Annotated in this window: 19 protein-coding genes and 1 pseudogene; 12 read left to right on the top strand and 8 right to left on the bottom strand. The window is 69.3% G+C overall.

Going from position 1 to position 21417, the window contains the following annotated elements:
- The first annotated feature begins 144 nt into the window (after window positions 1–144).
- On the top strand, window positions 145–1044 hold the full coding sequence (locus E1287_RS33885; protein WP_165969327.1) for a thioesterase domain-containing protein: 900 nt from the start codon (window positions 145–147) through the stop codon (window positions 1042–1044).
- Window positions 1041–2681 (top strand): AMP-binding protein, encoded by a 1641-nt coding sequence (locus E1287_RS33880; RefSeq protein WP_131969356.1) that lies wholly within the window; start codon window positions 1041–1043, stop codon window positions 2679–2681. Before E1287_RS33885 ends, E1287_RS33880 begins: the two co-directional genes overlap by 4 nt.
- Here the strand turns inward: E1287_RS33880 and E1287_RS33875 are convergent.
- Together E1287_RS33875 and E1287_RS33870 are read right to left on the bottom strand one after the other, a co-directional pair.
- Entirely contained in the window at window positions 2647–3030 is a 384-nt protein-coding gene (locus E1287_RS33875) for a hypothetical protein (protein ID WP_131969355.1), read from the bottom strand. The genes E1287_RS33880 and E1287_RS33875 overlap by 35 nt on opposite strands.
- Before the next feature lie 1330 nt (window positions 3031–4360).
- The gene (locus tag E1287_RS33870; protein WP_131969354.1) at window positions 4361–7015 is read right to left on the bottom strand and encodes a SpoIIE family protein phosphatase; all 2655 of its coding nucleotides are present in this window, start codon (window positions 7013–7015) and stop codon (window positions 4361–4363) included.
- 142 nt (window positions 7016–7157) lie between these two features.
- Between E1287_RS33870 and E1287_RS44180 the strand changes: the two genes are divergently transcribed.
- Entirely contained in the window at window positions 7158–7301 is a 144-nt protein-coding gene (locus tag E1287_RS44180) for a hypothetical protein (protein ID WP_165969326.1), read from the top strand.
- A gap of 400 nt (window positions 7302–7701) precedes the next feature.
- Here the strand turns inward: E1287_RS44180 and E1287_RS33865 are convergent.
- A pseudogene (locus E1287_RS33865) lies at window positions 7702–8298 on the bottom strand (XRE family transcriptional regulator).
- Window positions 8299–8520: 222 nt separating this feature from the next.
- On the opposite strand from E1287_RS33865, the gene E1287_RS33860 reads away from it, so the two are divergent.
- From E1287_RS33860 to cutA, 4 genes are all read left to right on the top strand, one after another.
- Entirely contained in the window at window positions 8521–9153 is a 633-nt protein-coding gene (locus tag E1287_RS33860; RefSeq protein ID WP_165969325.1) for a class I SAM-dependent methyltransferase, read from the top strand.
- 181 nt (window positions 9154–9334) lie between these two features.
- Window positions 9335–9631 (top strand): MFS transporter, encoded by a 297-nt coding sequence (locus E1287_RS44175; RefSeq protein ID WP_279507904.1) that lies wholly within the window; start codon window positions 9335–9337, stop codon window positions 9629–9631.
- A gap of 159 nt (window positions 9632–9790) precedes the next feature.
- Window positions 9791–9946 (top strand): hypothetical protein, encoded by a 156-nt coding sequence (locus E1287_RS46020; protein ID WP_243719616.1) that lies wholly within the window; start codon window positions 9791–9793, stop codon window positions 9944–9946.
- 193 nt (window positions 9947–10139) lie between these two features.
- Entirely contained in the window at window positions 10140–10460 is a 321-nt protein-coding gene (gene cutA, locus E1287_RS33850; RefSeq protein ID WP_131969360.1) for a divalent-cation tolerance protein CutA, read from the top strand.
- 590 nt (window positions 10461–11050) lie between these two features.
- Here cutA and E1287_RS33845 read toward each other — a convergent pair.
- Both E1287_RS33845 and E1287_RS33840 read right to left on the bottom strand, forming a co-directional pair.
- The gene (locus E1287_RS33845; protein ID WP_131969353.1) at window positions 11051–11341 is read right to left on the bottom strand and encodes a hypothetical protein; all 291 of its coding nucleotides are present in this window, start codon (window positions 11339–11341) and stop codon (window positions 11051–11053) included.
- 727 nt (window positions 11342–12068) lie between these two features.
- Window positions 12069–12566 (bottom strand): RNA polymerase sigma factor, encoded by a 498-nt coding sequence (locus E1287_RS33840; RefSeq protein ID WP_131969352.1) that lies wholly within the window; start codon window positions 12564–12566, stop codon window positions 12069–12071.
- Between the two features lie 888 nt (window positions 12567–13454).
- On the opposite strand from E1287_RS33840, the gene E1287_RS33835 reads away from it, so the two are divergent.
- The 4 genes from E1287_RS33835 to E1287_RS33820 all read left to right on the top strand — a co-directional run bounded on the left by E1287_RS33835 (window position 13455) and on the right by E1287_RS33820 (window position 17602).
- Window positions 13455–13709 carry a hypothetical protein gene (locus E1287_RS33835; RefSeq protein ID WP_243719615.1) on the top strand — a complete coding sequence of 85 codons (255 nt, stop codon included), beginning with the start codon at window positions 13455–13457 and terminating at the stop codon, window positions 13707–13709.
- Window positions 13710–14224: 515 nt separating this feature from the next.
- Complete coding sequence (crtI, locus tag E1287_RS33830; RefSeq protein WP_243719614.1) at window positions 14225–15724, top strand: phytoene desaturase family protein; 1500 nt, start codon at window positions 14225–14227, stop codon at window positions 15722–15724.
- A complete protein-coding gene (locus E1287_RS33825) occupies window positions 15721–16626 on the top strand; it encodes a phytoene/squalene synthase family protein (protein ID WP_131969351.1) in 906 nt (301 codons plus the stop codon). The genes crtI (E1287_RS33830) and E1287_RS33825 overlap by 4 nt, the downstream gene beginning before the upstream one ends.
- Before the next feature lies 1 nt (window position 16627).
- A complete protein-coding gene (locus E1287_RS33820) occupies window positions 16628–17602 on the top strand; it encodes a phosphate acyltransferase PlsX (protein WP_131969350.1) in 975 nt (324 codons plus the stop codon).
- Window positions 17603–17607: 5 nt separating this feature from the next.
- Here E1287_RS33820 and E1287_RS33815 read toward each other — a convergent pair whose 3' ends face one another.
- Complete coding sequence (locus E1287_RS33815; RefSeq protein WP_243719613.1) at window positions 17608–18327, bottom strand: spheroidene monooxygenase; 720 nt, start codon at window positions 18325–18327, stop codon at window positions 17608–17610.
- On the opposite strand from E1287_RS33815, the gene E1287_RS33810 reads away from it, so the two are divergent.
- On the top strand, window positions 18302–18898 hold the full coding sequence (locus tag E1287_RS33810; RefSeq protein WP_131969349.1) for a glycerol-3-phosphate acyltransferase: 597 nt from the start codon (window positions 18302–18304) through the stop codon (window positions 18896–18898). The two genes, E1287_RS33815 and E1287_RS33810, sit on opposite strands and share 26 nt — an antisense overlap.
- Here the strand turns inward: E1287_RS33810 and E1287_RS33805 are convergent.
- Both E1287_RS33805 and crtI (E1287_RS33800) read right to left on the bottom strand, forming a co-directional pair.
- Window positions 18849–19973: a glycosyltransferase family 2 protein gene (locus E1287_RS33805; RefSeq protein ID WP_131969348.1), complete on the bottom strand. Its 1125-nt coding sequence runs from the start codon at window positions 19971–19973 to the stop codon at window positions 18849–18851. The two genes, E1287_RS33810 and E1287_RS33805, sit on opposite strands and share 50 nt — an antisense overlap.
- On the bottom strand, window positions 19973–21417 hold a 1445-nt coding region (gene crtI / locus E1287_RS33800), incomplete at its 5' end, for a phytoene desaturase family protein (protein WP_131969347.1). The genes crtI (E1287_RS33800) and E1287_RS33805, both read right to left, overlap by 1 nt.

Here is a 21417-nt window from a genome sequence, read left to right as displayed (position 1 = left end):
ACCTGCGCGACGGGCTTGCCGGTCTCCTTGACGATCCGCACCGCTCCTTCACGGAACTCCGGATCGAACCGGCGTCTCTTGTCTCCCACGACCCAACCATCTCTCTGGTTCAGGTCTCCACGCTACGAGGGGAAGCGCAACACAGTGTCGGAAAGTGATGACTTCGTCGGTCTCGGCGGTGATTCGCTCGGGCTCGTCCATCTGGCCGGGCGCGTTCAGGAACGCCTCGGCGCGAGTGTTCCCGTACGCGCGCTGGCCGCTGACCCGACCTTCGCCAACCTGGTCCGGCGTGTGTTGGAGGCGAGCAAAGCCACGGCCAGCGGACCGGTGCTGCTACGCCAAGGCGAGCGAACTCTGCCGGTCTGCTTCGTCCCCGCCCTGACCGGCGGACCCATGGCCTATCTCCCTATCGCCGACCAACTCGACGGATGGACCTGCTACGGATTCGCGCCACCCCGGCCCGGTCCCCGACGGCCGCGGACGGTGGCTGAGTACGCAGAGCACTACCGTGGTGAGTTGGCGGCCGTTGCCGATAGGCCTTACGTCCTGGCCGGATGGTCGATGGGCGCGATCGTCGCCCACGAACTCGCCCACCGTGCCGAGCGTTCTCCCGCATTGCTGTTCTGCATCGACGGCCATCCGGCGTGGCAGCGGGCGACGGCGCTGTCGCCGGCCCATCTGGCCGCCGTGCTCCCGCAACTGCGCGCATGGGCGTGGGCCGCACGAGGCCACGCGTTGGAGCGGAGGAGCCGACCGCCCGGAAATCAGGGTGAGGCACGGGCCGCCGTCGCCGGCCTGCTGGCATTGCTGCGCTACCGGGCGCGTCCGCTCGAGGTTCCCACGGTGATCCTCCGGGCGAATCTATCATCGCGCGGACGTCATCGGCTCCAGCGGCGGCTCGCGGGCCTCTACCCCGAAGGAGTCGACGTCCTGGGGATGGAGGGCGGCCACTGGGGACTGCTCACCGAAGCTGGCGCGACACGGATAGCGGCCCTGCTCGGCGCCGCGGTCCTCGAACAGCGAGTGCAGGAGAAAAACAGATGAACATCCCAACTCAGGTGCTCCGGCAGGCCGCACGCGCACCCGAACTAGTGGCCGTCGAGGACGATATGGGCGCCCTCTCCTATCGGGACCTGGTCGGACAGGCACTGAGTGGCGCCAGGGTCCTCGGCGCGTGCGGCCCACCGGGTTCACCGGTCGCTGTCCGCGTCCCGCCGGGTCGTGACCTCATCATCGTGGCGCTCGCCGCGATGCTGGCCAGCCGCCCCTACCTTCCGCTCGACCCGAATGAGCCGTCTCGCCGGGCACTGGCCTTCCTCCACGACACCAAGATCAGTACGCTCGTTGGAGCCGCACCGGAAGGCGCCGCGGTGACCGCCCTCCCCCCTTCGGCGCTCCACGGCCATGACCTGGCGGATCCCGTCACGGGGCCGGTCGCCTACGTGGTACGCACCTCGGGCTCTACCGGCGTCCCCAAGGGAGTGGTCGTCCCGCACGGCGGGCTGACCAATCTGGTCTCCTGGCACAATCGGACCTACGCGTCCGGACCTGGAATCCGGCAGTTGCAGACCGCCAATCCAGGCTTCGACGCGGCCGTCTGGGAGATATGGCCGAGCCTGTGCGCGGGCGGGACGCTCGTGATCGCCCCGCAAGGGATCCGATTGTCCCCGGTGTCGATCGTCGACTTCGCCCGGCAGCATGCGATCAACCTTCTGTTCGCTCCCACTCCGATCGCTGAGATGATCGTCGATCTTGACCAAGACGACGCAGTCGCCTGTCTGACCCTCCTGACCGGCGGCGACCGGCTACGGCTGCGCCGGATCCCACGTACCTGGCAGATCGTCAACCACTATGGACCAGCCGAGGCTACCGTCGTCACCACCTGGCACCCGGTTACTGAACCGCCCGCCAAGGGAATCCCCGCGATCGGGCGTCCTATCGACGGCGTCCGCATCGCCATGCGCGGTCCCGACGGCATCCCCACCGCCCCAGGCGACACCGGGGAGATCTTCATCAGTGGTCGAGGACTCGCCTCAGGCTATCACGGTCGCCAGGCCGACACCGACAAGGTGTTCGGTGCGCTGTCCGACCTGCCGGGCCGGTGGTATCGGACCGGCGATCTCGTCTCTCTCGACGCGCAAGGCGACCTGCACTTCCAAGGCCGCGTCAACGACGATCAAGTCAACATCCGCGGGGTCCGGATCGAAGTCGGCGAGGTCGAGGCGGCCTTGACCCGGCATCCAGCCATCCGCGAGGCGGTGGTTGCACCGGTCGGACCCATCGGGATTTTTGGCGGCCTCCTCGACCAGGGGCGGTGCGAGCCGTGCTTGGTCGGTGTACTGATGTGTAGAGCCCGTGACCGCAAGACAGAATTGGTCCGAGTCCGGCGGCACGAGGCCGTGCCCCGCGTAGTAGAAGAGCAGGACGTCTTCGGCGGCTGCCGCGGCCTCACGCAGCGCACGGGTGACGGTTCGCGGATCGTCCTCATCCACCAAGCTGATGCAGTGTTCCGCCCGCAGGCCCCAAAGCTCGGGATCGCAGAGCAGTTCCTTTATTCGACCGACATTGCGGGCCGTTGCCGGAATGTCCTTCAGGCCAGCAGTGTAGGTGCCGGTGCCGACGAGGACCACGCGCGATCGGTTCGGGTCAGGAAGCCCGGGAACCATCATGGCCGTTCTTGAGCCGGGCGAAGGTTTCGAGCACCTGCCGGAGTTCCTCCTCCGAACCACCGGTCAAGGTGACCCGCTGCCCGTCCTGCTCGATGACCAGGCTCATCCCACCCTGGCCGCAGTTCTCACGCCAGGACCGGTAGGCGATCACAAGGCTTCCGATACCTGCGACGGCTCCCGCGTCGGCAAAGATCACGGTAATGATGTCCGCCACGCCGCCCATGTCGTCAGGCCGGGACCTCGCGTCGGCCAGCGACACGACGGCTGACCGACGCACCTCTTCATCACGCTCCAGCCACCGATGGAGCGAGGAAACGTCCGCCCGAGGGACATCGCCGACGAGCCTGAACTGGAGTTCCATCGCACCTACCGGGAGTTCCTCGCTAGCCAAGCGGGCCGAGACCATTGTGTACCGCAACTCCATGTATGTCAGAGGAGTTCGCTCGGAGAGTCGTGGCCTCATGTGGAAGGACGGGCCTGTCGGAACATCCTGACCCGCTCAGAGGGATCGTCAGGACGTACAAGCCGCTCTCCCCGACGCCGCTGGCCTTGTGCTGACCGCGTGGGGTCCGGTGGGCGGCCTTGGCCGGTTTGTGAGCTCGCCGCGTTGTGTTTCGCCGCCTTGCCGGTCGGGCCGGTGCTGGGTGCCGTCGTCGAAGCGAGGCGCATGCGGGACCATGCCGAACGGCGGATTCTAAACTGGTACGCGCCCCGGCCCGCTGGATGATCTCCGCTGAGTTCGGCGTCATTCGAGGGCGTCGGCAGGCCACAGCGATCATGGCGGCCCGGCACCGGGGCACACCAGCAGACGAATTCACCTTTCTTGGCTGGCCCCGCAAGCCGGCCACGCCCAGTTCACTCCGTCCTCACTCTCCAGGCTGGCCGGCGGGGTGGCCGTGTGCCCTCACCCACCGTCCCATTCGCAGGTGGGGCGCCAGAGGGGATTCGGCCCCGGCGGACGGGCTGAACCCGGCATGGTGGACAGCACCCGGCCGCTGGCGGCGCCCCGCGGTGTGACCGACTAGCGGGCATCGCCACCCCCCGTCGCCGACGCGCTTGCTGACCATTCGAGTAGATGTCGCGATTGCGGCAGCGGCAGCGGTGTCTCGCGAACTGTCGACCGCCTGGTATTTGCCGCCGCGCGGCAATATTTGTAGCAATCGCTGTCGAGTAAGAACAAACCATGGATCCTTATGTAAGCCTCAATGGCGTAGCAATGGCGTAGCGAGCCCAGAGTTATTCACGTGCAGCTCCATACCCCCGCGGAAGCGGCACGGATGCTCAAGGTGAGGGAGTCCTGGCTGTGTAAAAGGGCCGCCGCGCGGCTCATCTCCCGCACCTTTCTCGGCAGTTGCCCAGCCTCCCCAGGCTGAGATAGCTTAACCTTCATGATCGTCCCACGGATTTCCCATAGCGGGGCCGTCGGCTGGAAGTGCCATGGGCGTAATCGATCACTGCCCGCGGCCCGTTTTCCACCGCGCAACTCGGCGACGGCCGGGTCGACATGATCTGCCAACTCCGCGTGGGCCACGGCATCAGGAGATCATCGTGTCCGGCAGGCAGCGGGGGTGGTGGTCCTGCTTTCATCCAAGGCGGTGCGCTCCCGGTCGGTAGCGATCGCGGCCACGCTGCTCGCCGCCGGGACAAAAGATCGAGGGAGTGGGCACCGCGGTCGACGCTGGAGCCCTCGGCTATTTCGGCAGCGGCAACTCGAACCAGACAACTCTGCCTGCAGTGGTAGGGCGGGTGCCCCAACGATGTGCGAGGCGAACGACCAATGGCCAGCCGTGGCCGGATCCCTTATCACCTGCGAGCTGAGGCAAGGCCGGGGAGGAGTCGTGCACCTCGCAGGTCAGTACGCGCTCGTACAGCAGTTGTAACTTCAGCGGACCGGACGCGAACCTCAAGCTGTTGGTGACAAGTTCCACGGCCAGTTGCTCTGTGGTCGCGGAAATCTCGTCGAGATCCCACTCCCGCAGTTGGTTGCGCACCAGCCGCTGGACGCTGGGCACGTCGACAGAACTCTCTGCCAAGATCCATGACACCCGCCGGTTTTCGGCGAGCCGACCCAGCCGAGCGATAAGGGCCGCGATATCGTCGCGACGTAGACTCGGATTGATCCCTCCCAGGATGTCCGTGGCCAGGTCGCCAATCCCCTGAACCTGCGCTTTGGCCTCGAAGTGATCACGCAGCCAAGTTAGGCCATCGCTAATGTCGCGACCACTCTCGTTGACCAAACCATTGGTGTAGAGGACGAAGATGCTGTTCTCGTCGACCTGTATTTCGTAATTCTTGATCTCCATCTCGTCCACCACGCCGAGTGGAGCCGCCAGCGGCACTTCTAGATAACCGCTGTTACCGTCCGGAGTTATCAACAGCGGAGGAAGATGGCCGCACGAGGCGATCTGCAGTGCGCTATTGACCGCGTCATAGATGGCGTAGAGACAGGTGGCGAAATGCGGTTCCCGCTCACCAAGATCGATCATCAGCTCGTTCACCTCACGAAGAGCCTCAGCCGGTGGGTACTCCAGATGAGCCAGGGTTTGCAGCGAAGCGCGCAACCGCCCCATGGTGATCGCGGCCCTAACCCCGTGCCCGGCCACGTCGCCGATGATGAAGACCACACGGGCCCCTGGGAGCGCGATGGAGTCGTACCAGTCGCCTCCGACCCCGATCAGTTTGCTGCTGGGTAGATAACGGTGGCGGACTTCCACCGCGTCGGGGGCGCTCAGTCGAGTGGGTAGCAGGCTACGTTGCAGCGCCAGGGCAGTGGTGCGTTCCCGAGCGATCATCCGCGCGTTGTCGATGATGATTGCGGCCCGATCCGCGAACTGTCTACCGGCCTCGACGTCGTAGCCGTCAAAGCGCCGGACCCTTCGCGTGCGGACGCATGCGATGAGACCGATCAAGGTGCTGTTCACGACTAGAGGCAGCAACACCATCGACGCCTCGGTCAGCAACTCCGCTACCTGAGAGCGCCTCCAAGCACGGGCGATGGCGGTGGCCTTCGTGGCCTCGATGGTGGGCAGGTGCAGGATTCGGGCAGTGTCGACGCACTCTCGCTGCGGAGTCCCTTTTGGATAGATCAGGACCTCGCCGACGGGGAACACAGCTCGCCAGGCACCGTCCTCACAGGCGATCGCCATCCGGCGCATCACGGCCGAGTCCTCGATTGGTGTGGTCGCCACGTCGGCAGTGAGCAAGCTCTCCAACACCAGAACCGAGGCCGTCGTACAAAAATGCGGGACGAGCGCTTCGACCAATCCACGGGCACTCTGATCGAGATCCAGTGAACCACCGACCCTCAGATCGTCTAGCCGGTCCGCGATACTGCCGTGTACTTGTCCCGCCTCACCGGTCCTGGCGTTGTCCACGCGTTGTCCGAAGGACAACTCCGTCGTCGCCGACGTCGGATGCTGGAAGAACTCGCGTACCTCCCCGAGGGCGGCACCCTCTTGATCGAGCATTCCGTCCACGCGGCGCAGGACCTCCGAGGCAAGCTCCTGGTCTTCCTGACCCATCAGCGCGGCTACCGAACCATCCATCGCCCCCCGGTCGCCCCGTAGTGTCTGGGGCCGGGATTCCGCACGCTGCTCCAGATCGGACAACCGCCGCCAGGCGTGATCCGCACGAAAGAGGGCTTCGCGCATCAGACGGTCACCCTCGTCACGCTGTCGCAACGCCTCGTCCAGCCTCCGGGCCGTTTCGGCCTGTAGCCGCTCAGTCGCCGCCAGTCGCCGCTGGGTGTCGGCAAGCTGGATACGAGTACGCGCCAGTTCGTCGACCAACCCGGCGCTGGTGACCAGGTCCTGCCGCAGAGCGTTCCGCTCATCGGTGAGCAACTCGGTGGCCTGGGTCAGCCTGCCCAGCATCTCTGTTAGCCCACGAGTGAGATCTTCATGGCGGGCAATCGACAGATCCACCCGATCCACAGCCGATTGGGTTTCTGCCGCGTCGCGCAATGCCGCGACCCAACCACGGAGTTCGGCGGGAACCACGGCGAGCGGATCCCGGCCCGAAGACACCGTCACCTCGGCCAGCGGCTGCGCGTGTGCGGGATCCGCCGCCTCCCACAACGGCCGGACCCTGCCTTCCAGGACCAGCCGACTGTGATCGTCACGTCCTGCGCAAGCGTTCAGGAAAGCCGAGACGAAATCCCACGACGGTCTTCTAGAACCGTTGAGATTCTGTGCGATCGTCGCACGCGCGTACGGCATCACCTCTGCCAGAGCCCGGACAGTGACCCCGCGCCCGTCGGCGATGTCCCGCAACACTTTGGCCAGCTCGCATATCTCCGCGTACTCCCCGCGCAGGCTGCCCCACTTGCGTCCGGCTTTGCCGCCCACTCCACCACCTCAGACATCCTATGGACATCGCCAATTGTCCGCACCTCACGTCGGCGAACGTCCATCCGGCTCGACGGACAAATACATTTACGGATACACCAGTGTAGGAGGGTGAAGTCAGTTACAGAAGGAGTAGATTTACATGAGCAGCAGCTCCGGCCACACCGACCCCGAGGATAAGAGGCCGCCCACCCAGTACTGGAGACTTCGCACGATTCTGGAGATCGTGAAACTGGCCATCTGGACGATGTACATCGTCGCGCGCGACTTCATCTTCCGCAGCTGACCAGCACACGGATCCTCGTCTCCTGGGCCTCGTCGGGAGGGCGGGTAACGTAGTGGCCAAGGCACCGACAGGACGTCGCGCTGCCGTGCGGCAGCGTGGCGGAGAAGGGCATCGGCTGGCCTGGTGCGGGCCGTGCGGAGGCCAGCGAGGCGACCGTCGCTGCGGGATCGTGCAAGGGCCGGCAGCCCGGTGGCCAGGACGGCGCAGGTGACGGCGTAGCGGCCCAGGAAGTTGGTGTGCTCGAAGCAGATCGGCGATACCAAGGCGTCGGGAAGGGTCGGGTGCGGCTCGACCATACGCCGAAGCGAATTTCGCTCAGGTCGCCGAGTACGAGCGCTAGGCTGGCCGGTGGGTTCGCCATAGAAGTCGGGGGGCGGGTTCTCGTGGGGTACTTGCCCTGCTACTCGCCCGAGCCTTGTCTCGGTCCTGCCCGGACGTGCGCGCGTTCGCCTTGTTTGCCGATGAGGCTCAGGTACTCGACGGCACCGGCGCTGGTGGCCCCGAACCAGTGCAGGGTGCGTGTGTCGAACTCCGCGGCCTCCCCAGGTTTGAGGATGAGGTCGTGTTCCCCGAGTACGAAGTGGAGCGTTCCGTTGGGGACATAGACCCAGTCGTAGCCCTCGTGGGTGCGCAGGTCGGGCTCGGAGTCGTCGCTTCCGGCCGGGAGGACGAACTTGTAGGCCTGGATTCCTCCGGGCCTGCGGGTCAGCGGCAGGATGACCGAGCCGTCGCCGCAGGGGATGGGACGCAGGTTGATGCGGGGACCGCCGGTCGGCGGCGCATCGACGAGCTCGACGAGTGAGACCCCGTGGGCGCGAGCGAGCGGAAGCAGTTACTCAAGCGTGGGCCGTCGCCGGCGCGCTTCCAGCCGCGACAGTGCGCTGACGGAGATACCGGTCTCCTCCGCGAGCTCGGCAAGCGTGACGCCGCGATGCTGCCGAAGGCGTCTCAACCTTGGTCCGACAGCGTCAAGAGTGCGATCAATGGCCTCGTCCATTCCTCCCTTTGCCATTTGGCAACAACGTTTGCGCATCCGCATTTGCTGTCGACACCATCAGGGACGCCCGCGGAACGCGTCCGCGGAGGTGGTGCGATCTGTCGGCGCGGGTGAGCCCGGCGGCGCTCCCGGTAGGCGGCCCCGACAAGGTCACCGGCCAGGGCAGCGAGATCATCGCGAGCAGGAAGGACGACCGATGGCGCACGGCTTCGACAAGGCGTATTGGGAGCGGCGCTGGGGACAGGCCCGGACAGACGGTCCCGGATCCATGGAGGGGGTTCGCCGAACCCGTACCAGGCTCGTGAGGTCAGCGGCCTGACGCCGGGCACGGCGCTGAATACGGGGTGCGGCGAGGGTGCCGAGGCAATCTGGCTCGCCGCGCACGGCTGGCAGGTTACCGCGGTCGACATCTCCGCCGAAGCGCTGGCCCGCGCGGCCGGCCGTGCGCCGACGAGCGGCGCCTCCCAGCGCGTGCGGTGGGTCGAGTCCGACCTGAGTGTCTGGGATCCGGGCACGCGGTTCGACCTGGTCATGACCCACTACGCCCACCCAGCGATGCCGCAGTTGGAGTTCTACGACCGCATCGCCCGGTGGGTGGCGTCCGGCGGCACTCTGCTGATCGTCGGGCACCTGGACACCCACAGCACCGCGGGCGTCGGTGACCCCCACAGCCACAGCCACGATCACAAGCCTCCCGCCGAGGCGTCAGCCACCGCCGCGGCCGTCACGGCGCGCTTGGACGACACCGAGTGGGAGATCGTCACCGCCGAAGAGCGGCACCGCACGCTCGTCGGCCACGGCGGCCGAGAGGTCCCTCTTCACGACGTCGTCGTGCGCGCCACCCGGCGCGACTGACCGCCTCACCACCAGCACCGGCGGCAACAACGCCGCCACCAGCGTCCGAGCCTCCGCTCCGGCGCCGGTACCTCCTGCCTTCTGGAAAGGACGTCATGAGCACTCACCCGCCCGCACACGGGGCAGCCCCGGGCCCGACCGTCCAAGACCCACCCCAACGTCGCGCCATCCTCGTCGCGGTCTGCATCGCCCTGATGGCCGTCATCGCCTCGGTGACCGGGCTGACGTCGCCCAGCCGGAGCTCGCCGTCGAGTTCGACGCCTCACAAGGCACCGTCTTGTGGATCATCAGCATCTACGCCATCAGCCTGGCGGCACTGCTCCTGCCGCTCGGCGCGATCGGCGACCGGTGGGGCCGCAGGCCGGTGCTGCTCACCGGCCTGGCCGTCTTCGCGGTGGTCAGCGCGGCGGCCGGCCTCGCCACCTCGACCGAGGTCATGCTCGTCGCACGGTTGCTCAGCGGCGTGGCGCGGCGATGATCATGCCGGTCACCCTTGCCGTCATCACCTCGACCTTTCCCGACCAGGAGCGTTCCAAGGCGATCGGCGTGTGGACCGGAATCGCCGGCGGTGGCGGCACCCTGGGGATGTTCCTCTCGGCCGTGCTGGTCGACCTGGCGACCTGGCGGTGGCTTTTTCGTGCTGCCGGTCGCGCTCGTCCTCGCCGCCGCCGTCATGGCGCTGCGGTCGGTCCCGAACATGCTCCCCAACCCCGAGCACTCCATCACCTCCATCGCCAAACTGCTGGGCGTCTCCCCGGGGCACGCTGTACAACCACATCCCCGAGCTGCGTGACCTTCGCGCCGGCGGACGCGATGTCCACCGGCGGGAGCTGGTTGGTCCGGAAGAGGAAGTGCGCGCTCGGCTGGCCTTCAGGCCGAGGTGCCTGGACGCCGACGAACCGGGTGATCTCGGGGAACTTTCCGGGCTTGAGGTCGTCGGTCATCCAAGGTCCTCATCGTCCACGCAGGTGGGTAGGGTCGGCCGCATGACCGACTACCTGCAGGTCTCCACCACCACCGACGACCGTGAGGCCGGCATGGCGCTCATCCGCTCCGCGGTCGGCGCGAGACTCGCGGCGTCCGGCCAGGTGCTGGGACCGGCCGGGTCGGCGTTCTGGCACCTCGGCAAGGTGGGGACCGGCGATGAGTGGCAGGTCTTCCTGCGCACGACGAGCGCCCGCTACGCCGACCTGGAGGCGCACCTCATCGAGCACCATCCATGGGACAACCCCGAGGTGACGTACACGCGGATCGACGGCGGCGCGGCGGCGTACCTGGAGTGGCTCAAGCGGGAGACATCGTCTTAGCCTGGTCGATCACCTCAGCGACCGGGGCGACCAAGGCCGCCCCACGACCCGCGCGACCTGGTCTCGCCGGAGACGTTCGCCAAGATCGTCGACTTCCTCGCCACCCGGCACCGCGTCACCCGCCGGTACGCCGAGCGCGTGTTCGCGACCTCCACCATGTCAGGCGCCCCCATGCTGCCCCCTACCCACGGTTCTCGGACGGGATCAACGAATCGCTGCGGCGAGGACCCTCTTCTAGGGGCACTGAGCCCGGTTCTTCATACCGGGAGGGAAGCGCCAGGGCCTTTACGGCGCGTATCACAGGCTGATGCTCCGATCGTCAGTGGGGACTCAGGGGGTTGTTCTTCGACAGACTCGCCGTGACCGACGGGACTTGGGGCGTCAGTTCCTTTGTGCTCGCGCGGACGCTGACCGAGTCGATCGCGCACCGCGAGCACAAAGTCCGCCGGACGTAGACCTCGACCATGGATCGCCGGTCGATTGAAGCCGACCGAGCTTGTTCTCCGGTCGCGGCGTCTGCGGACGGTACTCTCCGATCGGAGCCAGGCGACGATCCAGGTCGCCTCCATGATCCCGTCCAGCAGATAGGTTTACCGAAGCGGTTCTCGGGCGACGTGAACGAGGTCGATGATCAGGAGCGTCGCGGCCGCGCCGAGGCCGATCCGGCGGGCATGGCCGAGGCCGTCCGGCGAGGCGCTTGCGCGTAGCTGGGCCCAGCCCGCCGATATCAGCAGACCGGCCACGGTCTGCTGAAGCCACTTGTCCTGCTTGGGGCCGAAGACCCATTCAAAACTCCGCATGCTGGCCAAAGGCCACGCCCCGCCCACCACGTTGAACAGGCCCTGACCGCGTGCCAGCACTGCGGGATCACGCGCCGTCAACCGCCGGACGTACCTGCTCCCCCGCACCGCGAAAGAGCGGCCCGGCTCGTCGCCTTCATTGCGCCCTGTGGGCAGCGGACTCCGCGGCTCCCGCCTCGCGGAACATGTCGCCAACCGCCGCCTTCCGGAGTCGCTCCAGGACGGCGCGCTGGTCTGCGCGGGCCTGAAGCATCCGCGGCCCTGGGCGGCAGCAGGAAACGATCCATGCCCGGCAGCGCGCGAACGGCTGCAATGACCGTCTCCAGTTCGTCGACCAATGCCCGACGGCTGTCCGGCTGTTCGCCATCGTCGTTTTCCAACCGCGTGCTGAGCCACTCGAACCGGTCGGCCAACTAAGGATCCCGGTCCCGTAGCGCGGACATGTCGGTTCCGATTTCCAGTGCCTGCGCCATCAGCACGGCCAGGCCAAGTTCGAGCAGCTCCAGGGCCAATCGGGGGAATTCATCTCCAATGGCAGCGCGGCGGCTCACTCGCCAGCCCTCCGTACCGGCTGAGCCAGAACCGGAGTCATAGCGGTGAAGGCTTCTCGCGGCGAGCGGCGGCACCAACGGTGCTGAAACTCGTCGCTGTTCTCGCGCCCACGATCTCCAGACGAAGGACTACCCAGTCGACGAGGGTGCGAGCAGGTCGGTGAGGAATCGGTCGCGGCCGTGGCAACCGTTGTGGTGGACGTGGGCACCGAGCAGGCAGTTGGAGACCGCGAGCCGGGGACGCGGATACGCGGTGATCACAGCAGGTGCCTCATCCGGCGCAGTCCGCGGGCCGTGCGTGCTTTGACGGTGCCGAGCGGGACGGCCAGCCGGTCGGCGATCTCCCGTTGCGTCAGCTGACCGTAGTGGGCCAGCATGATGGCCTGCCGCTGCGGGGCCGGCAGGTTGGCCAGCGCCCTGCGGACGTCGCAAACCGCGTCCACGGCGGGAGTGGCGTCGGCCACTCTGGCGGCGACGTCCAACGGCACAGCTCTCCGATAGTGACGTGCCTCGGCGCGCAGTTGGTCGATGGCGCGGTTGCGGGCGATGGCCAGGACCCATGGTTCCAGGCCGCGTGCCGAGTCGAACCGCCGGCGTGACCGCCACACTTCCAGGAAGACGAGCTGGACGACGTCGTCCACCACATGGCCGGGCACCAGCCGGATGACATGGCGGCGGACCAGGGGTCCGAGCATGGCGTAGCACTCCTCCAGGGCCGTCTCGTCGCCCTGCCTGAGTCGCTGTCCGAGTGTCATAGACTTTCCGACCTGCCCTGGAAAACCGTTTCGAAACTCGGTCGAAACTGATCCGGCGAGCGTAGGGTAGCCGCTCGACACCACAAAGACGCCAAAATTCTGCAAGTTCAGGACAACGTGAGAGTGGAACTGGACGCGGTGACCGCCTCCGGCGGAGTGGTCACAACCGCGTACGGCTCCCCATCTCCTCATTTCTGCGACCTCGGTATCGACTGGCGCCCAGCCTGCGCCACTTCAACGACCGGCTCACGACGGTGACATCACCGACCACACGGGGCTCCGTCCGCTGTCATTGCTCGGCATTCGGCCAACACGTGCCAGCACGCCCTGGACAGACCCGATGTCGCGTGGTCGCCGCAGATGTATCGCCCGGCGCGCAGCCGCACTGGGCAACGCAGCCGGAAGGGCGGAGGCATCGCGGATCGTCTCAGTGGGGGTCGTCTCCACTCCCTCATCGGTGATCTGCCGGACCGCGGTGTCGAGTGACACTTTTCCCGCCGACAGCGGGCCAACCGACCGTGCCGGTACCTCCCCTCATCCCTCGTGCGGGGACGGCGCCGGTGCCGCGCGAAAGGCCGCTAGATCAGATGCAAGAAACCGGCTGGAAATCCCAGCTCCCGTCCAGCGGCACACCGGCGAAAACCGGGTGCGGCAGCTTTGGGGTCATCTCGCCGGAGACGTCCCAATGGGCGGTTCGACGATTCCGGTCACCATGCCCGTCATGTGGGTCTTACCTGACCACCGTCGCTGCCTGGTCAATGGCATCAATGCGCGAGGGTCAAACCCACCCAAGTCGGCATGCGCGCATCGACGCCGGGTACGGGGCAGCCGACCGGAGGGGGAATGATGATTAACACACTGCACAGGTGGGGCGTACGGTCCAGCCTCATGTACACGGCGGGCATCGGCTCTATCGCGTTGGCGTTCGCCTCCTGGGCCGCGTCCAACCGGCTCGAGGACGCGGGCCTGGAACGCGCCGACAGGTGGGGCATCTTCGTCGGCGAGTGGGCGCCGACGTTCTTTGCCATGGGTGTCGCTTTGCGGATGGAGGAGAAGAGCGACCAAATCATGGGGACTTCCGGAGAGCGCGGCGAGCCGGATGAAAGGAGCGCCGGTCAGGCGGCACGCTCGGCGGCGATGTGATAGCCGTAACGTGAACTCGTCAGGTGGTGGGTGCGAGGGCCGCGGGTCACCGGCTGTGCTTGGTGACCGGCGCCGGCGGCCGACTGGTGCCGGAATTGCTGGACGCCGGTCACCGGGTGCGGTGCATGACCGGCTCGGCCCGGACGTCCTCACTTGCGGCGGCATCATGCGACACTACGCCGCCGTGGCCGGGCTCAGACAGCGGATCATCGTGCCGGTTCCGGTTTTCAGCCCGTTGCCGAGTCTGCGGGTGGGGACCCTCACGCCTGCTCCCGGTGGTCTCGCGCGTCCGCCGGTGGGATCGCTCCGCAACGAGGTGGTGCGCGCGCTGAGCGCCGGCTCGCGGACCCGGCGCAGCGCAAACGCTGGCGAACGCACGAAATCGGCCGGCCCCTAGGGGCGAGCAGGCAGGGACGCGGCGATGTCGTTCTCGGCTGGCCGCCAGGTCCCGAGGGACTGTACAGAACCCGAACGGACAGCAATGGAGAAACAGTGCGTTCCCGACATCGTGCGGCATGGGACGATGGTCAGTGCGGGCGGCGCTGATGGCGGCGCGGCATCCGGTCGTCGTGGTCGGGGCCGGTCTGGGCGGCCTGTCCGCGGCGATCCACCTGGCGGCGCGGGGCCGTGAGGTGGTGGTGGTCGAGGCACGGGACGAGCCGGGCGGGTGCTGCGGGTCGGCGCATGCCGGTCCCTACCGGTTCGACACCGGCCCCTCGGTGCTGACGATGCCGGAGGTCCTCGCCGAAACGTTCGGCGCCGCGGGCGAGGACCTGGAGACCGTGCTGCCGCTGCGGCGTCTGGACCCGTACTACCGGCTGGCCTTCCATGACGGGTCCAGCCTGGACGTCGTGGCGGGCGCGCAGCGGATGGCCGGGAACGTCCGGGACCTGTGCGGCCCGGCGGAGGCGGCGCGGTACCTGCGGTTCCGGCGGCGGCTCGGGAAGATGTTCGAGGCGGAATGGTCGTCGTTCATCGACACGGACATGACCCGGCTGCGCGGCATGGTGCGTCCCTACGCGTTGATCAAACTGGCGGCGGCGGGCGGGTTCCGGCGGCTGGACCGCTACGTGGCCGCTCAGCTGACCGACGAGCGGCTCATCAAGGCGCACACCTTCCAGGCTCTGTACGCGGGGCTGCCTCCGCACAAAGCACTCGCCATCTATGCCGTCATCGCGCACATGGACACCGTCGGCGGCGTGTACTACCCGTCCAGCGGCGGCATGCACGCCATTCCGCGCGCGATGGCGACCGTGGCCGAGAAGGCCGGCGCCTCGATCAGATACGGCGTTTGCGCCCGACGGGTCGAGGCAGGCGGGTCCGGCGTGACGGCGGTCCGGCTGGACGGCGGTGAGCGGCTGCCCGCGAGCCATGTCGTCGTCGCCTGCGACCTGCCGCGGGCGCACGCCGGTCTCCTGCCCGAGGCGGCAGGCGACTGGCGGCTCCGCAGACCGCGGTACTCGCCGTCCTGCCTGGTCATGCATTTCGGGATCAGCGGGCGGCCCTCCGGGCGTGCGCATCACACCCTCCATTTCGGGCGCCAGTGGGCCGGCACGTTCGACGCCTTGGCGGCCGGACGGCCGCAGCCCGACCCGAGCCTGCTGGTCACCTGCCCAGAACCCGGCGGCACCGCCGCGCCCGCAGGTCGCTCGACCTTGAGCGCCCTGGAGCCGGTTCCCAACCTGGCCAGCGGAGCCGACTGGGACCAGCTCGGCCCGCGGCTGGAGGAACGCCTGCTCGCCCGCCTGGCCGACCTCGGCTACGGGGACCTGAGGGCGGCGCCGCGCACGACGTTCGACCCACCGGCGTGGGCCCGTCTCGGCCATTCGGCGGGCACGCCCTTCGCGCTGGACCACCGCTTCCGCCAGACGGGGTGGTTCCGGCCGTCGGGCCGCAGCCGCCGCGTCCCCGGCCTGCACTTCGCGGGGATGCACACCGCGCCCGGAGTGGGCGTCCCACCCGTCCTGATCTCCGGGCGGCTCGCCGCCGCGCGGATCCTGGAGGACAGCCGATGACGCTGACCACGAGCTACGAGCGCTGCCGCCGCCTCAACGCCCGGCACGGACGCTCGTTCTACCTGGCCACGCTGCTGCTTCCGGCGTGGAAGCGCCGGCATGTGCACGCGCTGTACGGGTTCGCCCGCCACGTCGACGACATCGTCGACGAGTGCGGTCCCGCCGACGCGGCGGCAAGGGCCGCGGCGCTCGACGCCGTGACCCGCCGGCTGGACGCCGCCACGGCGGGCGAACCGGTGAACGACCCGGTGCTGCCCGCGTTCGTGCACACCGTGCGCTCCTTCGGCGTCGAACGCGCGGACATCGACGCGTTCCTAGCCTCGATGCGCAGCGACCTGACCGTGACCCGCTACGCCACCTACGAAGACCTGCTCGCCTACATGGAAGGGTCAGCCGCCGCCATCGGACTGATGATGCTGCCCGTCCTGGAGACCGTGCCGGGCGCCGAACAGGCCGCGCGGGAGCCCGCCCGGGAACTGGGGCGCGCGTTCCAGCTCACCAACTTCATCCGGGACGTCGCCGAAGACCTAGAGCGGGACCGCATCTACCTGCCTCTAGATGACCTGGCCAAGTTCGGCGTGTCCGAGACCGACCTTGCCCGCGGCGTCTGCACCCGGGCGGTGCGCGGACTCGTGGCCTTCGAAGCCGACCGGGCCCGCAGCCACTACCGCCGCGCCTTGGAAGGCGTGAGGCTGCTGACACCGTCCTCTCGTCCTTGCATCCGCGCCGCGTACGAGCTGTACGGCGGCATCCTGGGCCAGATTGCCGCTGCCGACCACGACGTGCTGACCGCGCGAGCCCGGGTGCCCCGCCGGCGGCGCGCCGCGATCTACGCGCGGCACCTGCTGGCGGCGTCCGCCGCCGGCCGGGCAGAACGGCGCGTCCCCGCCGGGACAGTCTGACATGGCTGGCGGACGGGACCGGGTCGTGTTGGACGCGATGGGCGGCGACCACGGGCCGGCCGAGACGGTGCCGGCAGCGCTGGCGGCGTATCGCGAGTACGGAGTGCCGGTGACCCTTGTGGGGCGGGCCGATGAGATCCACCAGCGGCTGCGGCGGCACGGCAGCCTGGATGAGGTGGACGTCCAGCATGCCGACGACGTCGTCCCCATGACCGAACGGGGCGGACGCACCGCGTCCCGACGGGCGTCGAGCCTGATGGTGGGCTGTGAACTGGCCAGACGTGAGGGACTGCCGTTCGTCTCGGCCGGGTCCACTGGGGCGGTGGTGGCGTCCGCGGTCCGGACTTTCGGGCGGCGTGAGGGTGTGCGGCGTCCGGCGCTGGCCGTGGCGCTTCCGGGCATGTCCGGGTCCACCGTGCTGGTCGACGCGGGCGGGACCGCCGACCCGACGGCGGAGATGCTCGCGCAGTTCGCGACGCTGGGCGCCGCCTACGCGCGCGACGTCCTCGGCGTCCGCGACCCGGCGGTCGGCCTGCTGTCCATCGGTTCCGAGCCGGGCAAGGGCAACCGGCTCGTCCGGGACGCCGCCCGGCTGCTCCCGGACCTGCCGGTCCGTTTCCGCGGCAACGTCGAGGGACACGACGTCCTGGCGGGAACCGTCGACGTGGTCGTGACCGACGGGTTCACCGGGAACATCGTGCTGAAGAACATCGAGGGCTGCGTCCGCACCGTCCTGGGCTTGGCGGCCCGCGCCGGGATCACCGACGCCGGGCCGCTGGAGGAAGTCGCGCGGCTGTACGCGGCCGACACCCACGGGGGTGCCGCGCTTCTGGGGCTGGCCGGGACGGTCGTGGTCGCGCACGGCTCGTCGAGCGCGGCCGCCATCGCGCGTGCGTGCGTGGTGGCGCGCGATCTGGCCGCAGGGGAGGCGCCTGCCCCGGTGAACGGTCATCGCGCGGCGGGGCGGGTCACGTGAACCGGTCATGCCCGCCCGGGGCGCAGCGGATCGTGGCCGTCCCAGGCGCCCTGGCTCCCGAACGGGATGAAACGCGCGAAGAGCTCCTCGCTGTACCAGCGTTCGCGGCGGACGCGTCCGATGACGTCGCGGTGCGCGGCCCCGTCATGGGCGAAGCGGCCGATGGCCGGCTCGTCGTCCCACAGCGAGAACGTCGCCTGCCGGGCCAGCGGCCACTCGCCCGCACCGATCGAGGCGATGCAGCCCTCCTGGCGGTGGAGCAGGCGGTCCACGTGCGGGACCGAGCGGTAGAACGCGACCAGCCGCCGGGGGCGGATCGACGCCCTGGTCAGCACGGCCACCGGCCCGTGCGGCGGCGCGGCCGGGCGCGCCGCCGCCCCGGCGAGCGGGTCGTCCCCACCCCAGCCGCCGCGGGACGTCAGCGGGACAAGGCGGACGTGCCAGGACTCCTCGGCCTCGTCGCGCCAGCGCGCCGCCACCGGCGAGCGCTCCAGGAAACGCTCCAGCGCCTGCTCGCCGTCCCACACCGCGAACAGCGCCCAGCGGCGCAGGTCGGCGCCCAGGCTCATGGACCGGCCCCGCCCCGTGCCCAGGAGCCGCCAGAACCGCAGCCCGCCGGTGCCGCGCAGCACCGGACGGTCGAACGCCATGTGCCGCATGGCGTCCAGGCCCGCATATCTGATGAGGTGAAACGAGGCGATGATCCCCGTGCTCGTGGCGGTCATCGGCGGCTACCTGCTCGGCTCGGTGCCGGTCGCGGTGCTCGTCGCACGCGGCCACGGCTTCGACCCGCGCGACGTCGGCGACCGCAACCCCGGTTTCTGGAACATGATGGAACAGCTCGGCTGGAAGGCCGCCGTGCCCGTCTTCGCCGGCGACATGCTCAAGGGGACGCTGGCCGGGCTGGCCGGGCTGCTGGTGAGCGGGGCCGAGACGGGCACGCTCGGATCGGCGGCCGGCGCGAGCGTCCTGCCGGTGTACGCGGCCGTGGCCGCGGCGATGATCGGCCACGCCTGGCCGCTGTTCGCCGGACGGCGAGGCGGACGCTCGATCCTCGCGTTCGCCGGCGGGTTCGCCGTGATCTGCCCGCCGGCGTTCGCACTCGGCGTCGCCCTGCTCGTCGTGGGCGCACTGGCCTTCCGTTCGTTCGCGTGGGGCACCCGCCTGGCGGTGTTCTCCCTGCCGGCGCTACAACTGCTCTTCACACCGGTCGAGCAGGTCGCCGGCACCGGAGCGTTGATGTGCCTCATCGGGCTGCGCTTCGGACAGGCCGCCCTGGCCGACCGCCGGGCCTGACCGCCGCGCAGCCGTAGTGACGGCCGCGCCAGGTCCGCGTGGGCAGCAGCGCCGACCACGTCAGACGGACGGCCGCGACCACGTCCAGCAACGGAGACACCACAAGGCCCACGCCCGGACGCACGTAGCTTTTCCGCAGCGCGACCAGGAGAAGGAACCGCTGGGCCAGCAAGGCCAGGTCGAGCGGGCCCGGACGCCCTGCCGCCAGCCGCAGGACGGGCAGCGCGGTGGTCAGCCAGACCACGCCCAGGTCACCGGCCTGCCGGGCCGCCGAGGTCACGTCCCGCAGCGAGATCGACCGGCCCCACTGGCGCCACACGTCGGCGACCGACTCGTGCATGTCCACCTCCAGCAGGGCGCCCGCGTCCCGGAAGGCGACCCGCCACCCGTCCCGGGCTAGGGAACGCCCGAGCGCCACATCGTCGGTCAGGTGGCGGCGGACCCGCGCGAACCCGTCCACCTCGACCATCCGCGCTTTGCGGAACGCCAGGCACTGGCCGTTGACCAGCAGCCGGTCCGCGGACGTGGCCGACGGCCCGATGGGACCGAATCGGTAAACGAGCGTCGCCAGCAATGACGCGTGCAGAGCCTGCTCGACGGGACCGCCGCAGACGAACCGAGGCCCCGCGCTCACCAGGTCATAGGCGTCCAGCAGCGCCGCCAACTCCGCGCACAACCCCGCCTTGGGGCGCGTGTCGGCGTCCAGCAGGACCACGACCGGCCCGACCGCCGCACGCACACCCTGATGCAAGGCCCACTGCTTGCCGACCCACCCGTCCGGCAGTGGCGCACCGGCGACGACCGTGGCGCCCAGCCGCCCGGCCAGCTCGGCGGTTCCGTCCCGGGACTCGTCGTCCACGACGATCACCTCGCCCACCGCCGGGTCGGCGAGCAACGGCGCGACACAACCCTCGATGCGAGACTCCTCGTCACGCGCCGGGATCACCACCGACACCGGCTCCCCTGCGGGCCCGGACGAGCCCGGCTGCAGCGGCGCGGGCCGGTCCCGTCCGCGCGCCAGCCGCATGGCCACGGCCGCGGCGGCGACCGCCTGCGCCACGGTCAGCGGCCTCATCACCTCCACACCCTTCCCGCGCGGACGCGGACCTTGGTGAAATCCTCCTCGACCAGGGACGCGACGATCCGCCCGCCCATGGCGACCAGCGGAAGCCCGCCACCCGGATGCGCCGACCCGCCCACCAGGTACAGACCACGCCGCGGCCCCCGGTTACCGGGCCTGCGGAACGGCGCGAACCGGCCCCGGTAGGCGCTGCCGTAGATCGCCCCGCCCCACGCTCCGTACCGGTCCCGCAGATCCGCCGGTGTGAAGGTCTCCACGAACCGCAGCCGCCCCGACAGATCGTGCCCGCGCCGCGCCAGCAGCTCCAGGACCAGGTCCCGATAGGACTCGACGGACATCGGCCACCGGCTCGGATCCCGGGCGGGGACGTTGACCAGCATCACCCAGTTCTCCGCCCCCGCGGGCGCCTGCGTCGGGTCGTCCACCGCCGAGCAACCGATGTAGACGGTGGGGTCCTGCGCCGGTTTCCGGTGCCGGAAAATGTCGTCGAATTCCTGCCGGTAGTCGGCCGAGAAGACGACGGAATGGTGCGGTAACCCCGGCGTCCTGCCCTCCACACCGGCCAGCAGCAACAGCACCGACGACGACAGGCCGAGGCCAGCGATCCGGCGCAGCCTGCGCCGATCGGGTAGCAACCGGCCGTACAACGCCGCCGCGTCGGCATTGACGACCACGGCGTCCGCCGCCACCCGCTCCCCCGAGGCCAGCCGCACGCCGGACACCGCCACACGGTCGGCGATCACCTCGGTCACCTCGGCGCCGGTGCGGACCTCGACCCCCGCCGCCGCCAGCAGCCCGGCGAGATCCGCGGCGATCCGCGCCAGCCCGCCCGGCACGTACCAGCCGCCCTCACCGTGCTCGATCGCCGGGACGCAGCCCAGCGCGGCCGGCGCCCGGTACGGGTCCGACCCCGCATAGGTCGCGTACCGGCCGACGTACTGGCGCAACCGCGGATCCCCGAAGAAGCGCCGCGCCAGCCCGTCCAGCGTCCGGCCCGGCGCGACGGCGAGCAGGTCACCGATCCGGGCCTGCTCGGGCGGACGGCCCAGCGGCCCGGCGAAGAACGTCCGCCGCGACGCCGCCAAGCAGTCCCGCGCCCAGCAGTAGAAGGCCAGCCACGCCGCCCCCTGGCCCGGGGCCAGCAACTCCACCTGCTCCTCCATCCGACCCGGATCGCGGAACGCGCGCAGCCACGACCCATCGGCGAATCGGCAACGGCACAGCTCCTCCGGCTCCACCATCGCGCAGCCGACCCCCAGGTCCCTGAACAGCCCGGGCATGGTGAGCAGCGACGGGCCGAGCGAAAACACGAACCCTTCACGCTCGTGCTCGGCCAGCTTCCCGCCGAGCCGGTCGAGCCGCTCGAACAACCGGATCTCATGCCCGTTGCGCGCCAGCAGCAGCGCGGCGACCATCCCGCCGACCCCGCCCCCGACCA

The sequence above is a fragment of the Actinomadura sp. KC06 genome (assembly GCF_004348735.1).
Lineage (GTDB): Bacteria > Actinomycetota > Actinomycetes > Streptosporangiales > Streptosporangiaceae > Spirillospora.
This window is presented reverse-complemented; position numbering and strand designations above follow the sequence as displayed.

Coding starts and splice junctions, on each gene's coding strand:
- E1287_RS33880 (WP_131969356.1), top strand. CDS start 1,041: ATGAACATCCCAACTCAGGTGCTCCGGCAGGCCGCACGCGCACCCGAA.
- E1287_RS33875 (WP_131969355.1), bottom strand. CDS start 3,030: ATGGAACTCCAGTTCAGGCTCGTCGGCGATGTCCCTCGGGCGGACGTT.
- E1287_RS44180 (WP_165969326.1), top strand. CDS start 7,158: ATGAGCAGCAGCTCCGGCCACACCGACCCCGAGGATAAGAGGCCGCCC.
- cutA (WP_131969360.1), top strand. CDS start 10,140: ATGACCGACTACCTGCAGGTCTCCACCACCACCGACGACCGTGAGGCC.
- E1287_RS33840 (WP_131969352.1), bottom strand. CDS start 12,566: ATGACACTCGGACAGCGACTCAGGCAGGGCGACGAGACGGCCCTGGAG.
- E1287_RS33835 (WP_243719615.1), top strand. CDS start 13,455: ATGTACACGGCGGGCATCGGCTCTATCGCGTTGGCGTTCGCCTCCTGG.
- crtI (WP_243719614.1), top strand. CDS start 14,225: ATGGGACGATGGTCAGTGCGGGCGGCGCTGATGGCGGCGCGGCATCCG.
- E1287_RS33825 (WP_131969351.1), top strand. CDS start 15,721: ATGACGCTGACCACGAGCTACGAGCGCTGCCGCCGCCTCAACGCCCGG.
- E1287_RS33820 (WP_131969350.1), top strand. CDS start 16,628: ATGGCTGGCGGACGGGACCGGGTCGTGTTGGACGCGATGGGCGGCGAC.
- E1287_RS33810 (WP_131969349.1), top strand. CDS start 18,302: ATGATCCCCGTGCTCGTGGCGGTCATCGGCGGCTACCTGCTCGGCTCG.
- E1287_RS33815 (WP_243719613.1), bottom strand. CDS start 18,327: ATGACCGCCACGAGCACGGGGATCATCGCCTCGTTTCACCTCATCAGA.
- E1287_RS33805 (WP_131969348.1), bottom strand. CDS start 19,973: ATGAGGCCGCTGACCGTGGCGCAGGCGGTCGCCGCCGCGGCCGTGGCC.